The organism is Salmonella sp. 741265050_HSA, from assembly GCF_046569445.1.
Taxonomy (GTDB): Bacteria; Pseudomonadota; Gammaproteobacteria; order Enterobacterales; family Enterobacteriaceae; genus Salmonella; species Salmonella enterica.
Window position 1 is genome coordinate 224,195 of sequence record NZ_JBKFSV010000003.1, and the last position, 16,496, is coordinate 240,690.

Here is a 16,496-nt window from a genome sequence, read left to right on the forward strand (position 1 = left end):
CGGGTTATCTCCTTAACTGCGCAATTTCTTCGGTGGTTAAATAACGAATCGGGCGTTCGCCAAGGATAAAAATCAGCTTTGCCGTCTCTTCCAGCTCCTCGGTATTATTAGCGGCTTCCTGCAAATTCTCCCCGCACACGACCGGCCCATGATTAGCCAGTAAAAAGGCCTGATGCCGGGCCGCCAGCGCAGCCAAATCGCGGGCAATTCGGTCATCCCCCGGGCGATAGTAGGGAACCAGCGGAATGTCGCCCATCCGCATCACCACATAGGGGGTAAACGGGCGAATCACATTTTGCGGGTCCAGTCCTTCGAGACAGGAAAGCGCCGTTGACCAGGTGCTGTGCAGATGAACCACGGCCTTGCAGCAAGGGTTATTGCGATACAACGCCAGATGAAAACGCACCTCTTTAGACGGTTTATCGCCGCTGAGCCATTCGCCTTGCGGGTCCACTTTGGATAGCCGCTGCGGGTCGAGATTACCCAGACACGAACCGGTGGGCGTCGCCAGAATATTGCCGTCCGGCAGTAACAGCGAGAGGTTGCCTGCCGAGCCGGTGGCATAGCCGCGCTGGAAAAACGAGGCGGCTATCCTGACCATCTCTTCTCGCAAAGCGTGCTCTTCTTTTGCCAGTATCGTCATACCTGAAACTCCCTTTGAGCGCGGATGAAAAAGGATTCATCGCCAAAATTACCTGACTTTAGCGCCAGCGAGACTGGCGCATGGAGCGCGTTGACCCACGGCACGCCGGGTGAAATGCACGGTCCGATGTGAAAACCGGTAATACCGAGGCTTTGCGTCACCACGCCCGAGGTTTCGCCGCCCGCCACGATAAACCGGGTGATACCGCCTTCCGCTAAGCGAGCGGCCAGCAGGGAAAAGAGCGCCTCTACCGCATGGCTGGCTTCGGTAGCGCCATATTGCTGCTGGATGGCGGCCAGCGCCTGCGTGGAGGCGGTGGCGCTAATCATTGGCGCCAGTTCGCTGTCCTGACTGAGCACCCACTGCGCCAGCGCTTCAGCGTAGGCCTCGCGCGTCTCGGATGACAGGCAGCGCGCCACGTCAACGTCGCGTGTGGGAGCATGTTGTCGATAGAAGGCCACCTGCTGATTCGTCATTTGCGAACAGGAACCGGAAAGCACCACCGCGCGACCGCTCAGCGGATAGCCTGCGGAACGGGCCTGAGAAACGCCGTGCTTCGCCCACTGACGCGCCAGCCCCACTGCCAACCCGGAACCGCCAGTCACCAGCGGGGCATCACGCAAAACCTCGCCCTGGATTTCCAGGTGCCGCTCATTGAGCGCGTCAAGTACCGCGTAGCGATATCCTTCCTGCTGTAAACGCGACAGCGCCGCACGGGTCGCGGCAACGCCTTCATCAAGCGTCTGAGCCGGAATAACGCCGCAGCGCCCTTGCGCCTGCGCTTCCATCAGACGCGGCAGGTAGCTGTCGGTCATCGGATTGATAGGGTGGTGGCGCATACCGGACTCCGCCAGCAAGTGGTTCATGACAAACAGATAGCCCTGATAAACCGTGCGTCCGTTAACCGGCAGCGCGGGAGAAATCACGGTAAATGAGGTATCCAGCGCCACCATCAGCGCATCGGTGACCGGGCCGATATTGCCTTCGGCGGTACTATCGAAAGTCGAGCAATATTTGAAATAGACTTGCTGGCAGCCCTGTTTTTTCAGCCATACCAGCGCCGCCAGCGATTGTTTTATCGCCTCTTGCGCCGGGCATGAGCGGGTTTTCAGGCTGATAACCACCGCGTCGCACCCTTCCGGTTGCGTCCCGGTTGGGACATCATTGATCTGCACTGTCGGCATTCCGTTTTCGACCAGAAAACTGGCGATGTCAGTCGCGCCGGTAAAATCATCGGCAATGACGCCAATTTTTAACATGACGGCTCCTCAGGCATGACGCCAGGCAGAGTAATCCCCGAGAAAATTTTGATCACAGCGCTGTCATCCTCTTTGCCATAACCGGCGTTACTGGCGCTGGTGAACATATTTAACGCCGTAGAGGCCAGCGGTAAGGGGAAGCGCAGCGCTTTCGCCGTGTCGGCAACCAGCCCCAAATCTTTGACAAAAATGTCGACGGCCGAACGCGGGGTATAGTCGCCGTCAACGACATGCTGCATACGGTTTTCAAACATCCAGGAGTTGCCGGCGGCATGGGTCACGACGTCATACATCACGTCCAGAGGAATACCGGCCCGCGCGGCCAGCGCCATCGCTTCGGCCGCCGCCGCAATATGCACTCCAGCCAGCAGTTGATGAATGATTTTGACGGTTGAGCCTGCGCCCGGCGTATCGCTGATGCGATAAACGTTGCTGGCAACGGCGTCCAGCACAGGCTTCAGGCGGGTAAACGCCGCCTCGCTCCCGGAGGCCATCACCGTCATTTCGCCCTGCGCCGCTTTTACCGCGCCGCCGGAAACCGGCGCATCCAGCATGTTAAGATTCAATGCCGTCAACGCCGCGGCGATCTCTTGCGCGTCGGCGCTTGAGATCGTGGACGAAACCATCACCGCGCTTCCGGGTTTCATCAGATGGGCGACGCCATCCTCACCGAATAACACCTGTCTGACCTGGGCGGCATTGACGACCAGAATGACTAACGCATCCACGACGCCGGCGAACTCCCTGGCGCTGGCGGCAGCCCCACAAGCCCCTTCAGCGAGAAGATTCGCGCACGCTTGCGGGTTAAGATCGGCCCCCCATGTGGAAAGCCCGGCGCGCAGGCATGAACGCGCAGCGCCCATTCCCATTGAGCCAAGCCCCACAATGCCGACATGAAAATCAGTTCCTGTTGTCATTATCACTCCATGTTAATTTACGTGATATTATGTTTTGTTATGTGAATATAGGCGTTTTTGTAAACAATTGCGGTGAGTTGTTTCACAAAAAATAACAAAATGTGTTATTTTTTGTGAAGGCAATCCTCATAGAACTTCACACGCTGTGACGAGAAATCGCGTAAAATCGCGACAGGACTAAAGAAAGGAGCAGACGTTGATACCTACTGAGCGTCGACAAATCATTCTTGATATGGTGGCGGAGAAAGGCATCGTCAGTATCGCTGAACTGACCGAGCGCATGCATGTATCCCACATGACTATCCGCCGTGATTTACAAAAACTGGAGCAGCAAGGCGCGGTAATCCAGGTCTCTGGCGGCGTGCAATCATCGACTCGCGTGGCGCACGAACCCTCGCATCAGATCAAAACCGAACTGGCGACGCCGCAGAAAGCGGCGATTGGCAAACTGGCCGCCAGCCTGGTACAGCCAGAAAGCTGTATCTACCTTGATGCAGGTACTACCACGCTGGCAATCGCCAGGCAGCTGGTTACGATGAATAAACTTACGGTGGTGACGAATGATTTCGTTATCGCCGATTACCTGATGGACAATAGCGATTGCACAATTATTCACACTGGCGGGGCGGTATGCCGGGAAAACCGGTCGTGCGTCGGTGAAGCCGCGGCGACGCTTTTGCGCGGGCTGATGATTGACCAGGCCTTTATTTCCGCCTCTTCCTGGAGCGTGCGCGGTATTTCAACGCCGGCAGAAGATAAAGTCACGGTGAAACGGGCCGTCGCCAGCGCCAGCCGCCAAAAAATTCTGGTGTGCGACGCGACCAAATACGGCCAGGTCGCGACGTGGCTGGCGTTACCGCTGGCGGAATTCAACCAAATCGTCACCGATGACGGCCTGCCGGAAAGCGCAATTCGGGCGCTGGCTAAAGTGGATATCTCACTGCTGATGGCCAAACAATAGCGAAGCGGCGCAAGCCGCTTACGTCATCATCTTGCGTACCAGTTGCGTAAACTGTTCGCGTTCTTCAGCGCTCAGTCGCCCCAAAAATTCATCGTCAACGCGATCCCCCAGTGGTATCGCGGCGGCGAGCAACGTTTGGCCCTGAACGGTGAGATAGACAAAACGCCGACGTTTATCCAGCGGATCGTTTTCTCGCTTTACCAGCCCACGATTTTCCATCCGGCTTAACATCTCCGCCAGCGTCGCTTTAGTGCTGACCGCCGCTTCGGTCAGATCGACCTGTTCAATACCCGGATGTTCAGCAATAACGCGCATCACCGCATATTGAGGTTTGGTGAGCTCCGGTAGTTCATGCTGCCAGCGTGCGGTATGTTGCTGAAAAAGTTGGCGTAACAGATGAAACGCGGTGTTTCGTAACTCCATGAGCGCTCCGGATAAATTAACTTTTTCTATCATAACGACTTATGCACGGTTTTTTAATGACGAATGCTTTAGCTAAACGTGCGCAGGCGTCGGGAGCGATCTTGTCGCAAAGGCCGTGTGGGCGTATTTTGATCAAAATGTTCGTATACGAACGATATTTGAGGTAAGAAATGAGATTGATTGTGGGGATGACCGGTGCGACCGGCGCGCCGCTTGGCGTCGAGTTACTCCAGGCATTGCGGGCGATACCTGATGTTGAAACGCATCTGGTAATGTCAAAGTGGGCGAAAACCACTATTGAACTGGAGACGCCCTACACGCCCGCGGAGGTAGCCGCCCTGGCAGATTATTGTCATAGCCCGGCCGATCAGGCGGCGACCATTTCCTCCGGCTCATTTCGTACCGACGGCATGATTATTATCCCCTGCAGTATGAAAACACTGGCGGGGGTTCGCGCCGGCTATGCCGAGGGGCTGGTGGGACGCGCTGCCGATGTCGTGTTGAAAGAGGGTCGCAAGCTGGTGCTTGTGCCGCGGGAAATGCCGCTCAGCACGATTCATCTGGAAAACATGCTTGCGCTTTCTCGTATGGGGGTGGCGATAGTGCCGCCCATGCCCGCGTTCTACAACCTGCCGCAAACCGTTGACGATATTATCCAGCATATCGTAGCGCGCGTTCTCGACCAGTTTGGTCTGGAGCATACGCGCGCGCGCCGCTGGCAAGGACTGCGACAGGCAGCAAATTTTTCACAGGAGAATGGATAATGGCATTTGATGATTTGCGCAGTTTTTTACATGCGCTGGATCAGCAGGGACAACTGCTGAAAATCAGCGAGGAAGTGAATGCGGAGCCGGATCTCGCCGCCGCTGCCAACGCAACGGGACGCATCGGCGATGGCGCGCCCGCGCTGTGGTTTGACAATATTCGTGGTTTTACCGACGCCCGCGTGGCGATGAATACCATCGGTTCCTGGCAGAACCATGCCATCTCACTGGGTTTGCCGCCTAACACGCCGGTTAAAAAACAGATCGATGAATTTATTCGCCGCTGGGACAATTTTCCGGTAGCGCCGGAACGACGGGCGAATCCGGGCTGGGCGGAAAATACCGTCGACGGCGACGCGATCAACCTGTTTGATATCCTGCCGCTGTTTCGTCTGAACGACGGCGACGGCGGATTCTATCTGGATAAAGCCTGTGTGGTATCACGCGATCCGCTCGATCCCGATAACTTCGGCAAACAGAATGTCGGCATCTACCGTATGGAAGTTAAAGGCAAGCGTAAGCTGGGTCTGCAACCAGTGCCGATGCATGATATCGCATTGCACCTGCACAAAGCTGAAGAGCGCGGGGAAGATCTGCCGATTGCGATCACGCTGGGTAACGATCCGATCATTACCCTGATGGGCGCAACGCCGCTGAAATACGATCAGTCAGAGTATGAAATGGCAGGCGCGCTGCGTGAAAGCCCCTATCCTATCGCCACCGCGCCGCTGACCGGTTTTGATGTGCCGTGGGGATCTGAAGTCATTCTTGAAGGGGTCATCGAAAGCCGTAAACGTGAAATTGAAGGACCGTTCGGCGAATTTACCGGCCACTATTCCGGCGGTCGCAACATGACCGTGGTGCGTATCGATAAGGTCTCTTACCGCAGCAAACCCATTTTTGAATCGCTCTATTTGGGTATGCCGTGGACAGAAATCGACTACCTGATGGGGCCGGCGACCTGCGTGCCACTGTATCAACAGCTGAAAGCCGAATTTCCGGAAGTGCAGGCGGTAAACGCCATGTACACCCACGGCCTGCTGGCCATCATCTCGACCAAAAAACGCTACGGCGGCTTTGCCCGCGCGGTGGGCCTGCGAGCGATGACGACGCCGCACGGTCTGGGATATGTGAAGATGGTGATCATGGTCGATGAAGATGTCGATCCATTCAATCTGCCACAGGTGATGTGGGCGTTGTCGTCGAAAGTGAATCCGGCAGGCGATCTGGTACAGCTACCGAATATGTCCGTCCTGGAACTGGATCCGGGCTCAAGCCCGGCGGGGATTACCGACAAGCTGATCATTGACGCCACCACGCCGGTTGCGCCAGATAACCGTGGTCACTATAGCCAGCCGGTTGTTGATTTACCGGAAACTAAAGCCTGGGCTGAAAAGCTGACCGCCATGCTGGCCAACCGTAAATAAGGAGTAACCGATGATTTGTCCACGCTGTGCCGATGCACATATTGAACTCATGGCGACTTCGCCGGTAAAAGGAGTCTGGACGGTATATCAGTGTCAGCATTGTCTGTATACCTGGCGCGATACCGAACCGTTACGCCGTACCAGCCGCGAACACTATCCACAAGCGTTTCGCATGACGCAAAAAGATATTGATGACGCGCCAATGGTGCCGAGTATCCCGCCGTTGCTGGCAGAAGACAAACGGTAAAAAAAAGGCCAGTCTGTCGACTGGCCTTTTTTTGACAAGGGTACTTACTCGCGGAACAGCGCTTCGATATTCAGCCCCTGCGTCTGCAGAATTTCGCGCAGACGGCGCAGGCCTTCAACCTGAATCTGACGAACACGTTCACGCGTAAGACCGATTTCACGGCCTACATCTTCCAGTGTCGCAGCTTCATATCCCAGCAGACCGAAACGGCGCGCCAGCACTTCACGCTGTTTGGCGTTCAGTTCGAACAACCATTTGACGATGCTCTGTTTCATATCGTCATCTTGCGTGGTGTCTTCCGGACCGTTCTCTTTTTCATCGGCCAGGATGTCCAGCAACGCTTTTTCGGAATCACCGCCCAGCGGGGTGTCTACCGAGGTAATGCGCTCGTTGAGACGAAGCATACGGCTGACGTCATCAACCGGTTTATCAAGTTGCTCTGCAATTTCTTCCGCACTCGGTTCGTGGTCCAGTTTATGCGACAACTCACGTGCGGTGCGCAGGTATACGTTCAGCTCTTTAACAATGTGAATCGGCAAGCGAATCGTACGGGTTTGGTTCATAATCGCCCGTTCGATTGTCTGGCGAATCCACCAGGTTGCGTATGTTGAGAAGCGGAACCCGCGTTCCGGGTCAAACTTCTCGACTGCACGGATAAGCCCCAGGTTGCCCTCTTCAATCAGGTCCAGCAACGCCAGTCCACGATTGCCATAACGGCGGGCAATTTTTACCACCAGACGCAGGTTACTCTCAATCATGCGACGGCGAGAAGCAACATCTCCACGCAGTGCGCGACGCGCAAAATAGACTTCTTCTTCGGCTGTTAACAGTGGTGAATACCCAATCTCACCAAGGTAAAGCTGAGTCGCGTCCAACACACGCTGTGTGGCCCCTTGCGATAACAGCTCTTCTTCAGCCAGGTCGTTATCACTGGGTTCCTCTTCACTCAAGGCTTTTTCGTCAAAAGCCTCTACTCCGTTCTCATCAAATTCCGCGTCTTCATTTAAATCATGAACTTTCAGCGTATTCTGACTCATAAGGTGGCTCCTACCCGTGATCCCTTGACGGAACTAGCAAGTCAAAGCCTGGTTCCGCCGCTTTATCGCTGCGGTAAATAACGCAGCGGGTTTACGGATTTCCCCTTGTAACGAATTTCAAAATGCAAGCGTGTAGAGCTGGTGCCGGTGCTACCCATAGTAGCGATTTTTTGCCCCGCCTTAACTTCCTGTTGTTCCCGGACCAGCATCGTATCATTATGGGCGTAGGCACTCAGGTAATCATCGTTATGTTTGATGATAATAAGATTACCGTAACCACGCAGTGCGTTACCGGCATATACGACGCGCCCATCAGCGGTTGCGACGATAGCCTGTCCCTTACTGCCTGCAATGTCGATCCCTTTATTGCCCCCTTCGGAAGCGCCAAAGTTTTCGATCACTTTGCCATCCGTCGGCCAGCGCCATGCGGAAATCGGCGCGCTGGTTGACGTACTGCTTGCATTTGGTTCGGTCGTGCTTACCGTTGGTGCCGTTACAGGCGCTGTGACAACCGTCCCAGCAGGCTTGTTGTTTGGCAACATTTTGTTAGCACTTTGTTCACCTGAGCCCTCAGAATACGTAATTGTTGGTTGAGACGCAACTGCAACGGTGGAATTTTGTGCAGACCTGGTCACAACTCCTTGCTGTGCTGCATCCGCCTGGGTGATCGCATTTCCGCCAGTAATTGGCGTACCGGATGCGTTACCAACTTGCAAAGTTTGCCCTACATTCAGGCTATACGGGGCAGAAATACTGTTTCTCTGGGCCAGATCGCGGAAATCGTTCCCGGTAATCCAGGCGATGTAAAAAAGCGTATCACCCTTTTTCACGGTGTAAGTACTGCCCCCCGTATAGCTACCTTTCGGAATATTCCCATACTGGCGATTGTATACAATTCGCCCATTTTCCATCTGCACGGGTTGTTCCGCGACCGGTTGAGTTTGCATGGGCTGCGTTACAGGACGCTGAACGGGTTGAATTTGCGGTGCTTGTTGCGGCGTTTGTTGCGTCGTCGCGCCCATTTTTGGCGGCGGTGTGATCAACATCCCGGAATTGGTATTTGATGACGAACCACTGTCCACAGACGTGACCGGCGCCGGAGGGTTTGACGAACTGGTACAACCTGCCAGCCATAGTGAAACCAGTGATAGTGCCGCAATGCGACTAACGGTGAATTTTGGGCTTCCCGCGCTCATTTATCCCCCAGGAAAAAATTTGGTTAACAACCAGTGACGTAAGAACCGTGCAACGCATTAAGTGAACACGGGAAAATGTGTTCACGATACGCTTAACCCACCGGGAATAACCAGGAAAACTCCAGGTATTCGTTTCGGCTTCATCAGGCGTAAGAGTGGGTGTTTGCAGGGCAAACTAGGCCAGCTCTCCCTTGACTAACGGGACGAAGCGAACGGCCTCCACGGTATCGATAATAAATTCGCCGCCCCGGCGACGCACGCGTTTCAAAAACTGCTGCTCATCGCCCACGGGCAGAACAAGAATGCCGCCTTCATCCAACTGTGCCATGAGCGCGGTAGGAATTTCCGGCGGCGCGGCCGTCACAATGATAGCGTCAAACGGCGCACGCGCCTGCCAGCCTTGCCAGCCATCGCCATGACGGGTAGAAACATTATGTAAATCGAGCTGCTTCAGGCGGCGACGCGCCTGCCATTGCAGCCCCTTAATCCGCTCAACGGAGCAAACGTGATGTACCAGATGCGCCAGAATCGCCGTCTGATAGCCGGAACCGGTGCCAATTTCCAACACCCTGGATTGCGGCGTCAGTTCGAGCAGTTCCGTCATTCGCGCCACCATATAGGGCTGCGAAATCGTCTGACCCTGGCCTATCGGCAAAGCGATATTTTCCCAGGCCTTATGTTCAAACGCTTCATCAATAAATTTCTCGCGCGGCACTGCGGCAAGCGCATTAAGCACCTGCTCATCTCTGATGCCCTGCGCGCGCAATTGTTCAAGAAGAGCCTGTACACGTCCACTTACCATTGCGTGCCAACTCCCACGCTGTCTAACCAGTCTGAAACCACATCATGCGCGCTGTGCGCGGTTAAATCCACATGCAACGGCGTGACGGAGACGTAGCCTTCATCCACCGCCGCGAAATCGGTATCCGGCCCAGCATCGTATTTATCGCCCGGCGGGCCAATCCAGTACAATGTATTACCGCGCGGATCTTCCTGCGGGATTACTTTATCCGCTGGATGGCGGCTACCACAGCGAGTCACGCGGATGCCTTTAATCTGCGCTAACGGTAGATCCGGGACATTCACGTTGAGAATACGCCCGGTACGCAACGGCTCCCGGCTTAACCCTCGCAAAAGCGCGCAAGTCACGGCCGCAGCCGTATCATAATGCTGATAGCCGTTAAGGGAGACCGCTAATGCCGGAAAGCCGAGATGACGGCCTTCCATCGCCGCGGCGACAGTACCGGAATAGATCACATCATCGCCCAGATTCGGACCCGCGTTAATACCGGAAACGACAATATCCGGACGCGGACGCATTAAGGCATTAACGCCCAGATAGACGCAATCGGTCGGCGTCCCCATCTGTACGGCGATATCGCCATTATCAAAGGTAAAAGTACGAAGCGAAGATTCCAGCGTGAGGGAATTAGACGCGCCGCTGCGGTTACGATCCGGGGCTACGACCTGTACATCAGCAAACTCACGCAGCGCTTTCGCCAGCGTTTGTATACCGGGCGCGTGAACCCCGTCATCGTTACTCAGCAATATGCGCATAATCACCCATTGTGTTGATCAGTTCCCTTACTACGCTGGTGGCAAAACTGCCTGCGGGCAGCCAGAAACGTAACTCGACGGTAACGTCATCCCACCAGTTCCAGCTTAATTGTTGCGGATAAAGCAGCATCGCTCTGCGCGACGCCTCTACTTTTTCGCGCAGCAACAGCGATTGCAACACCGTTTCCTGGGCAATGGCATCTTGCTCAAACGCCAGCGCCGCACGCTGTGTTCCCCACTCTCCGCTGCCCGGCAACGATGCTGTAATCAGCAGCTCTTTTTCGTCTACCCGGCGCTGCAATTCAGGCAGTTCTTCAGATGTCGCGACGAACCAGCTTCCACGCCCCGCTAATTGTAGCGCATCGCCGTCAACAACTTGATTAAAGTCTGGTTTCTTCAGCCGCTGGTGAACAATTTGATTAAACAACGCGCTACGTGCCGCCGACAACCAAAAACTGCGTTTATTGCGATCGCGCACCGGCGCGTTACTTTGCGCCCAGCGCAGCGCGCCCTGCAAGTTGCTGCCGCCAATGCCGAATCGCTGTGCGCCGAAATAGTTCGGCACGCCGCCATCGCGAATCGCCTGCAATCGTGTTTCGACATCGCGGCGATCGCTTATTTCACGCAACACCAGCGTAAAGGCATTGCCTTTCAGCGCGCCTAAACGCAGCTTACGCTTGTGACGCGCGTATTCCAGCACTTTACAACCTTCCAGCTGAAAGGCGCTGAAATCGGGCATCTCTTTCCCCGGCACGCGCGCGCACAGCCACTGCTCGGTAACGGCGTGTTTATCTTTTTGCCCGGCAAAGCTCACTTCGCGAGCGTGAATTTTCAGGAATTTCGCCAGCGCGTCAGCGACAAAACGGGTATTGCAACCGTTTTTCAAAATACGCAGCAGAATGTGCTCGCCTTCACCATCCGGCGTAAAGCCTAAATCTTCAACCACCACAAAATCTTCCGGATTCGCTTTCAGCAATCCGCTACCTTGTGGTTTTCCGTGCAGCCAGGTGAGATTGTCAAACTCTGTCATTTCGCCGCCTTCATCAGCAGCGCGACCGCTTCGCAGGCAATGCCTTCTCCGCGTCCGGTAAATCCGAGCTTTTCCGTCGTCGTCGCCTTCACGTTAACCTCATCCATATGGCAGCCGAGATCTTCGGCGATAAAGACGCGCATTTGCGGAATATGCGGCAGCATTTTCGGCACCTGCGCAATAATGGTGACATCCACGTTGCCGAGGGTGTACCCCTTCGCCTGAATACGACGCCAGGCTTCACGCAGTAGTTCGCGGCTATCCGCCCCCTTAAATGCCGGATCGGTATCCGGGAAGAGCTTGCCGATATCGCCAAGCGCCGCCGCGCCCAGCAGCGCATCGGTCAGCGCATGTAACGCCACATCGCCATCGGAATGCGCCAATAGCCCTTTTTCATAAGGGATACGCACGCCGCCAATGATAATCGGCCCTTCTCCGCCAAACGCGTGTACGTCAAAACCGTGTCCAATTCGCATTATGCTTTCTCCTGGTGGATGGTTCGGGTCAGATAAAATTCCGCCAGCGCCAGATCTTCCGGACGGGTGACCTTGATGTTATCCGCGCGACCTTCTACCAGCGCCGGATGAAAACCACAATACTCCAGCGCTGACGCTTCGTCGGTGATGGTCGCGCCTTCATTCAGCGCACGCGTCAGACAATCGTGCAAGAGTTCGCGGGGGAAAAACTGCGGGGTGAGCGCGTGCCATAAATCGGCGCGCTCTACGGTATGGGCAATAGCGTTTTTCCCTGGTTCGCCGCGTTTCATGGTGTCGCGCACCGGACTGGCGAGGATACCGCCGACCCGGCTGTTTTCGCTGATGGTCAGCAACCGCGCAAGGTCATCCTGATGCAAACAGGGTCTTGCCGCGTCGTGCACCAGCACCCACTGCGCCTTTGCAACGGCCTGCAACCCGGCCAAAACAGAATCAGCGCGTTCGTTGCCGCCATCCACAACGGTGATTTGCGGATGATTCGCCAGCGGAAGTTGGGCAAAGCGATGATCGCCAGGGCTGATAGCAATAACAACGCGTGTCACCCGAGGATGCGCCAGCAGCGCATGAACTGAGTGCTCCAGAATGGTTTTATTACCGATTGAGAGATACTGCTTAGGACATTCTGTTTGCATTCGGCGGCCAAATCCGGCCGCCGGCACCACGGCGCAAACGTCCAATAAAGTGGCTGCCATGTTAAATCCCTGGATGGTTTATCGATGAGTTTGCCCCGCCGTTGCCGCGCGTTTTGAGGCGTCAGGCACCAGACGATAGAAGGTTTCGCCCGGTTTGGTCATGCTAAGTTCGTTGCGCGCGCGCTCCTCAATCGCTTCCTGGCCGCCATTGAGATCGTCAATTTCGGCAAAAAGCTGATCGTTACGCGCTTTAAGTTTGGCGTTTGTCGCCTGCTGCGCGACCACATCATCGTTGACGCGGCTATAGTCATGTATGCCGTTCTTACCGAACCACAGCGAGTACTGTAGCCAGACCAGTAAAGCCAGCAACAGCAGCGTTAGTTTACCCATCCTGCCCCCTGAAAAACGGCATCATCATCCCATAACGTCCTCTGTGACTCCACATTCAGGACGGGATTGCCGCGACAACGCCGGCAAATGTACCACATTTGCCGGATGTTACGTATACCCGAGTAAGGAGAACATAATCTCATTGTTGGTTACGGTTTGAATTATGACCGGAGGCGCAGTGATAACCCGTCTACCCTAATAGCCATATGAATAACGCGCCGAACAGCGCGCCTACGGCCAGTAGAGTAAACATGATGCTAAAAAGTATTTTGCCCTTTACCAACAGATGCAACGCAATGCCGATAATCACCGATACCGGCATTAACGCGAGGAAAAAGGGCCAGGTATAGAGGAAAAAAAACAGCGTGTTAGGGCCATAAAGCAGAAAAGGGATCCCCAACGCCAGCAGCCATGACACAAAGCCGACCACCGCCCCCGGAAATGCACTGGTGGCGTCATCGTCGACCATGAAGGCGTCTGACCTTGTGAAAGTAATGTTATGGCTATTACGCATATTAAATCCTGTAACCTTGACCATACCGGGCATACAAGCCCGGTGGTGTCTCAGGATCTGATAATATCGCGCCGTCTCAGCAGGTCTAATAATTGGGAAACCAAATTTGTTACTAATTGTTCACCATTAAGATGAACCTGGGGCGAGTCAGGCGCTTCGTAAATGGCGTCGATGCCGGTAAAGTTACGCAACTCGCCCGCACGCGCTTTTTTATACAACCCTTTAGGATCGCGCTGTTCACAGATAGCCAGCGGCGTATTGACATAAATCTCGATAAAACGATCGTGGCCGACGCGCTCTTTTACCAGTTGCCGCTCGGCGCGGTGCGGAGAAATAAATGCCGTCAAAACAATCAGGCCAGCGTCCGCCATCAGACTGGCCACTTCGCCTACCCGCCGGATATTTTCCTGGCGGTCGGCATCGCTAAAGCCTAAATCACGGCACAAACCGTGGCGCACATTATCGCCATCCAACAGGTAGGTACTGACGCCACGCTGATGTAACGCCTCTTCCAGCGCGCCGGCCACCGTTGATTTTCCCGAACCGGAGAGTCCGGTAAACCACAGCACCACGCCACGGTGGCCGTGGAGCTGTTCACGGGCGGCGACAGTAACGGGATGAGAGTGCCAGACCACGTTCTCATCATGCAGCGCCATGTTTATCTCCCAGCAAATCGCGGGCGTCCCAGTGCGGAAAATGACGGCGTACCAGCGCATTCAGCTCCAGCTCAAACGCACTGTATTCCACGGGCGGCGTCGCTCCGCGTTCGTTCAGTTCCCGCACCATGCCAGCGCCCACGGTGACGTTAGAAAGTCGGTCGATAAAAATCAGCCCGCCCGTCACCGGATTTTGCTGATAAATATCCAGCGCGAGCGGCTCATCGAATGTCATCTCTACCAGACCAATACCGTTTAACGGCAGGCTCTCGACGTCTCGTTGGGTCAGATTGTTGATATCAATCTGATAGCGAATAGCCTCGATACGCGCGCGGGTTTTCTTGCCCGCGAGTTTAACGTCGTAGCTTTGGCCCGGCGCCAGCGGCTGTTCCGCCATCCATACCACATCGATCGCGGCGTGCCGCGCAGGTGCCAGCGTCTCGTTTGCCGCCAGCAGCAGATCGCCGCGGCTAATATCAATGTCGTCGTTGAGTACCAGGGTAATGGCTTCGCCCGCATAGGCTTCTTCTTTATCGCCATCAAAAGTGACGATACGCGCCACGCTGGATTCCACGCCAGACGGCAGCACTTTAATGCGCTCTCCGACTTTGACGCTACCAGACGCCAGAGTGCCGGCATACCCCCGAAAATCAAGATTCGGGCGATTGACGTACTGTACCGGAAAGCGCATCGGCTGACGGTCTACCGCACGCTGTATGTCTACCGTTTCCAGGACTTCCAGCAGCGTCGGACCGCTGTACCAGCGCATATTGGCGCTCTGCGCGGCGACATTATCCCCTTCCAGCGCCGAAAGCGGGACAAAGCGAATATCCAGATCGGCCGGCAACTGTTCAGCAAAGGTCAGGTAATCTTCGCGAATACGAGCGAAGGTCTCTTCGCGGTAGTCAACGAGATCCATTTTGTTGATTGCCACCACCAGGTGTTTGATCCCCAACAGAGTGGAGATAAAGCTATGGCGACGCGTCTGATCCAGCACGCCTTTACGCGCGTCGATCAGTAGGATCGCCAGATCGCAGGTGGACGCTCCGGTCGCCATATTCCGGGTATATTGTTCATGGCCCGGCGTGTCGGCGATAATAAATTTTCGTTTTTCCGTGGAGAAATAGCGGTACGCGACGTCAATAGTAATGCCCTGCTCACGCTCGGCCTGCAGCCCATCTACCAGCAGCGCCAGATCGAGTTTTTCTCCCTGCGTGCCATGACGTTTACTGTCATTATGCAGAGAAGAGAGCTGATCTTCATAAATTTGCAGGGTATCGTGCAGCAAACGACCTATCAGCGTACTTTTACCGTCATCAACGCTGCCACAGGTTAAAAAACGCAGCAGGCTTTTGTGCTGTTGGGCCATCATCCAGGCTTCGACGCCGCCTTCATTGGCGATTTGTTGTGCAAGTATGGTGTTCATGGCGGCTCCTTAGAAATACCCCTGACGTTTTTTAAGCTCCATCGACCCCGCCTGATCGCGGTCAATCATCCTCCCCTGGCGCTCGCTGGTGGTAGAAACCAGCATCTCTTCGATAATTTCCGGCAGCGTTTGCGCGTGGGATTCCACCGCCCCGGTGAGCGGCCAACAGCCAAGTGTACGGAAGCGCACCATCCTTTTTTTGATGACTTCGCCAGGCTGGAGATCGATACGATCGTCATCCACCATCATCAACATGCCGTCACGTTCCAGAACCGGGCGTTCAGCAGCCAAATACAGCGGCACGATGTCGATGTTTTCCAGCCAGATGTATTGCCAGATATCCTGCTCTGTCCAGTTGGAGAGCGGGAAGACGCGTATACTTTCGCCTTTATTAATCTGACCGTTATAGTTACGCCACAACTCTGGACGCTGATTTTTCGGGTCCCAGCGATGGAAACGGTCACGAAAGGAGTAAATACGTTCTTTCGCGCGGGATTTTTCCTCATCGCGCCGTGCGCCGCCGAACGCGGCATCAAAACCGTACTTATTCAGCGCCTGCTTTAACCCTTCGGTTTTCATAATGTCGGTGTGTTTAGCGCTACCGTGAACGAACGGATTGATGCCCATCGCCACGCCTTCCGGATTTTTATGTACCAGCAACTCGCAGCCATATGCGTTGGCGGTACGATCGCGAAAGGCGTACATCTCACGGAATTTCCAACCGGTATCAACGTGCAATAGCGGGAACGGCAACGTACCCGGATAAAACGCCTTACGCGCCAGATGCAGCATGACGCTGGAGTCTTTACCAATGGAGTACAGCATGACCGGATTAGCGAATTCCGCTGCCACTTCACGGATAATGTGGATACTTTCCGCCTCCAGTTGCCGCAGGTGGGTGAGTCGTTTTTGATCCATAACCG

21 protein-coding genes are annotated in these 16,496 nt (G+C 55.0%); 5 read left to right on the forward strand and 16 right to left on the reverse strand.

Going from position 1 to position 16,496, the window contains the following annotated elements; all coding sequences use genetic code 11:
- Positions 1–4: 4 nt before the first annotated feature.
- From ACLD4F_RS09420 to ltnD, 3 genes are read right to left on the reverse strand one after another with little or no spacing between them, the layout of a single operon-like run.
- The gene (locus ACLD4F_RS09420) at positions 5–643 is read right to left on the reverse strand and encodes an aldolase (RefSeq protein WP_000153636.1); all 639 of its coding nucleotides are present in this window, start codon (positions 641–643) and stop codon (positions 5–7) included.
- Positions 640–1,902 carry a 3-oxo-tetronate kinase gene (gene otnK, locus ACLD4F_RS09425; RefSeq protein WP_094882222.1) on the reverse strand — a complete coding sequence of 421 codons (1,263 nt, stop codon included), beginning with the start codon at positions 1,900–1,902 and terminating at the stop codon, positions 640–642. Before otnK ends, ACLD4F_RS09420 begins: the two co-directional genes overlap by 4 nt.
- Positions 1,896–2,819, reverse strand: coding sequence for an L-threonate dehydrogenase (gene ltnD / locus ACLD4F_RS09430; protein WP_000206957.1), 924 nt, complete (start codon positions 2,817–2,819; stop codon positions 1,896–1,898). Before ltnD ends, otnK begins: the two co-directional genes overlap by 7 nt.
- A 196-nt stretch (positions 2,820–3,015) precedes the next feature.
- Here ltnD and ygbI point away from each other — a divergent pair, with 196 nt between their 5' ends.
- Positions 3,016–3,780, forward strand: a complete 765-nt coding sequence (gene ygbI / locus ACLD4F_RS09435; protein WP_000613179.1) for a DNA-binding transcriptional repressor YgbI — start codon at positions 3,016–3,018, stop codon at positions 3,778–3,780.
- Between the two features lie 18 nt (positions 3,781–3,798).
- Here ygbI and ACLD4F_RS09440 read toward each other — a convergent pair whose 3' ends face one another.
- Positions 3,799–4,203 (reverse strand): MarR family winged helix-turn-helix transcriptional regulator, encoded by a 405-nt coding sequence (locus tag ACLD4F_RS09440; protein ID WP_000423338.1) that lies wholly within the window; start codon positions 4,201–4,203, stop codon positions 3,799–3,801.
- A gap of 170 nt (positions 4,204–4,373) precedes the next feature.
- On the opposite strand from ACLD4F_RS09440, the gene ACLD4F_RS09445 reads away from it, so the two are divergent.
- Genes ACLD4F_RS09445 through ACLD4F_RS09455 form a run of 3 tightly spaced genes read left to right on the forward strand, consistent with a single transcriptional unit; the run spans position 4,374 to position 6,641 of the window.
- The gene (locus ACLD4F_RS09445) at positions 4,374–4,967 is read left to right on the forward strand and encodes a non-oxidative hydroxyarylic acid decarboxylases subunit B (protein WP_001237180.1); all 594 of its coding nucleotides are present in this window, start codon (positions 4,374–4,376) and stop codon (positions 4,965–4,967) included.
- On the forward strand, positions 4,967–6,394 hold the full coding sequence (locus ACLD4F_RS09450) for a non-oxidative hydroxyarylic acid decarboxylases subunit C (protein ID WP_000863168.1): 1,428 nt from the start codon (positions 4,967–4,969) through the stop codon (positions 6,392–6,394). Before ACLD4F_RS09445 ends, ACLD4F_RS09450 begins: the two co-directional genes overlap by 1 nt.
- 10 nt (positions 6,395–6,404) lie before the next feature.
- A complete protein-coding gene (locus tag ACLD4F_RS09455) occupies positions 6,405–6,641 on the forward strand; it encodes a non-oxidative hydroxyarylic acid decarboxylases subunit D (protein WP_000562964.1) in 237 nt (78 codons plus the stop codon).
- Between the two features lie 44 nt (positions 6,642–6,685).
- Here the strand turns inward: ACLD4F_RS09455 and rpoS are convergent, their stop codons facing one another.
- Both rpoS and nlpD read right to left on the reverse strand, forming a co-directional pair.
- Positions 6,686–7,678: an RNA polymerase sigma factor RpoS gene (gene rpoS, locus ACLD4F_RS09460; protein ID WP_000081498.1), complete on the reverse strand. Its 993-nt coding sequence runs from the start codon at positions 7,676–7,678 to the stop codon at positions 6,686–6,688.
- 62 nt (positions 7,679–7,740) lie between these two features.
- A complete protein-coding gene (gene nlpD / locus ACLD4F_RS09465; RefSeq protein WP_223151197.1) occupies positions 7,741–8,823 on the reverse strand; it encodes a murein hydrolase activator NlpD in 1,083 nt (360 codons plus the stop codon).
- On the opposite strand from nlpD, the gene ACLD4F_RS09470 reads away from it, so the two are divergent.
- The gene (locus ACLD4F_RS09470) at positions 8,753–8,911 is read left to right on the forward strand and encodes a peptidase (protein WP_223148970.1); all 159 of its coding nucleotides are present in this window, start codon (positions 8,753–8,755) and stop codon (positions 8,909–8,911) included. The genes nlpD and ACLD4F_RS09470 overlap by 71 nt on opposite strands.
- A 138-nt stretch (positions 8,912–9,049) precedes the next feature.
- Here ACLD4F_RS09470 and ACLD4F_RS09475 read toward each other — a convergent pair whose 3' ends face one another.
- The 10 genes from ACLD4F_RS09475 to cysD form a co-directional block, all read right to left on the reverse strand.
- Positions 9,050–9,676 carry a protein-L-isoaspartate(D-aspartate) O-methyltransferase gene (locus ACLD4F_RS09475; protein ID WP_000253545.1) on the reverse strand — a complete coding sequence of 209 codons (627 nt, stop codon included), beginning with the start codon at positions 9,674–9,676 and terminating at the stop codon, positions 9,050–9,052.
- Positions 9,670–10,431, reverse strand: a complete 762-nt coding sequence (gene surE / locus ACLD4F_RS09480) for a 5'/3'-nucleotidase SurE (RefSeq protein WP_001221537.1) — start codon at positions 10,429–10,431, stop codon at positions 9,670–9,672. Before surE ends, ACLD4F_RS09475 begins: the two co-directional genes overlap by 7 nt.
- On the reverse strand, positions 10,412–11,461 hold the full coding sequence (gene truD, locus ACLD4F_RS09485) for a tRNA pseudouridine(13) synthase TruD (protein WP_045342082.1): 1,050 nt from the start codon (positions 11,459–11,461) through the stop codon (positions 10,412–10,414). The genes surE and truD overlap by 20 nt, the downstream gene beginning before the upstream one ends.
- A complete protein-coding gene (ispF, locus tag ACLD4F_RS09490) occupies positions 11,458–11,937 on the reverse strand; it encodes a 2-C-methyl-D-erythritol 2,4-cyclodiphosphate synthase (protein ID WP_079943963.1) in 480 nt (159 codons plus the stop codon). Before ispF ends, truD begins: the two co-directional genes overlap by 4 nt.
- Positions 11,937–12,647, reverse strand: a complete 711-nt coding sequence (gene ispD / locus ACLD4F_RS09495) for a 2-C-methyl-D-erythritol 4-phosphate cytidylyltransferase (RefSeq protein WP_000741653.1) — start codon at positions 12,645–12,647, stop codon at positions 11,937–11,939. Before ispD ends, ispF begins: the two co-directional genes overlap by 1 nt.
- A gap of 18 nt (positions 12,648–12,665) precedes the next feature.
- Complete coding sequence (gene ftsB / locus ACLD4F_RS09500) at positions 12,666–12,977, reverse strand: cell division protein FtsB (RefSeq protein WP_000517480.1); 312 nt, start codon at positions 12,975–12,977, stop codon at positions 12,666–12,668.
- Positions 12,978–13,167: 190 nt separating this feature from the next.
- A complete protein-coding gene (locus ACLD4F_RS09505) occupies positions 13,168–13,491 on the reverse strand; it encodes a DUF3561 family protein (protein ID WP_001537530.1) in 324 nt (107 codons plus the stop codon).
- A 50-nt stretch (positions 13,492–13,541) separates the two neighbouring features.
- Positions 13,542–14,147 (reverse strand): adenylyl-sulfate kinase, encoded by a 606-nt coding sequence (gene cysC, locus ACLD4F_RS09510; RefSeq protein ID WP_001173663.1) that lies wholly within the window; start codon positions 14,145–14,147, stop codon positions 13,542–13,544.
- Positions 14,134–15,573 (reverse strand): sulfate adenylyltransferase subunit CysN, encoded by a 1,440-nt coding sequence (gene cysN, locus ACLD4F_RS09515; protein ID WP_079943962.1) that lies wholly within the window; start codon positions 15,571–15,573, stop codon positions 14,134–14,136. Before cysN ends, cysC begins: the two co-directional genes overlap by 14 nt.
- Before the next feature lie 9 nt (positions 15,574–15,582).
- Positions 15,583–16,491 (reverse strand): sulfate adenylyltransferase subunit CysD, encoded by a 909-nt coding sequence (cysD, locus tag ACLD4F_RS09520; protein WP_000372384.1) that lies wholly within the window; start codon positions 16,489–16,491, stop codon positions 15,583–15,585.
- Positions 16,492–16,496 lie beyond the last annotated feature (5 nt).

Bases quoted from the DNA above. Each gene is read 5' to 3' on its own strand.
- otnK (WP_094882222.1), bottom strand. From the start codon at position 1,902: ATGTTAAAAATTGGCGTCATTGCCGATGATTTTACCGGCGCGACTGAC.
- ACLD4F_RS09445 (WP_001237180.1), top strand. From the start codon at position 4,374: ATGAGATTGATTGTGGGGATGACCGGTGCGACCGGCGCGCCGCTTGGC.
- surE (WP_001221537.1), bottom strand. From the start codon at position 10,431: ATGCGCATATTGCTGAGTAACGATGACGGGGTTCACGCGCCCGGTATA.
- ACLD4F_RS09420 (WP_000153636.1), bottom strand. From the start codon at position 643: ATGACGATACTGGCAAAAGAAGAGCACGCTTTGCGAGAAGAGATGGTC.
- ltnD (WP_000206957.1), bottom strand. From the start codon at position 2,819: ATGACAACAGGAACTGATTTTCATGTCGGCATTGTGGGGCTTGGCTCA.
- rpoS (WP_000081498.1), bottom strand. From the start codon at position 7,678: ATGAGTCAGAATACGCTGAAAGTTCATGATTTAAATGAAGACGCGGAA.
- ACLD4F_RS09475 (WP_000253545.1), bottom strand. From the start codon at position 9,676: ATGGTAAGTGGACGTGTACAGGCTCTTCTTGAACAATTGCGCGCGCAG.
- cysC (WP_001173663.1), bottom strand. From the start codon at position 14,147: ATGGCGCTGCATGATGAGAACGTGGTCTGGCACTCTCATCCCGTTACT.
- ACLD4F_RS09505 (WP_001537530.1), bottom strand. From the start codon at position 13,491: ATGCGTAATAGCCATAACATTACTTTCACAAGGTCAGACGCCTTCATG.
- cysD (WP_000372384.1), bottom strand. From the start codon at position 16,491: ATGGATCAAAAACGACTCACCCACCTGCGGCAACTGGAGGCGGAAAGT.
- ispF (WP_079943963.1), bottom strand. From the start codon at position 11,937: ATGCGAATTGGACACGGTTTTGACGTACACGCGTTTGGCGGAGAAGGG.
- ACLD4F_RS09440 (WP_000423338.1), bottom strand. From the start codon at position 4,203: ATGGAGTTACGAAACACCGCGTTTCATCTGTTACGCCAACTTTTTCAG.
- ftsB (WP_000517480.1), bottom strand. From the start codon at position 12,977: ATGGGTAAACTAACGCTGCTGTTGCTGGCTTTACTGGTCTGGCTACAG.
- ispD (WP_000741653.1), bottom strand. From the start codon at position 12,647: ATGGCAGCCACTTTATTGGACGTTTGCGCCGTGGTGCCGGCGGCCGGA.
- ACLD4F_RS09455 (WP_000562964.1), top strand. From the start codon at position 6,405: ATGATTTGTCCACGCTGTGCCGATGCACATATTGAACTCATGGCGACT.
- ACLD4F_RS09450 (WP_000863168.1), top strand. From the start codon at position 4,967: ATGGCATTTGATGATTTGCGCAGTTTTTTACATGCGCTGGATCAGCAG.
- truD (WP_045342082.1), bottom strand. From the start codon at position 11,461: ATGACAGAGTTTGACAATCTCACCTGGCTGCACGGAAAACCACAAGGT.
- cysN (WP_079943962.1), bottom strand. From the start codon at position 15,573: ATGAACACCATACTTGCACAACAAATCGCCAATGAAGGCGGCGTCGAA.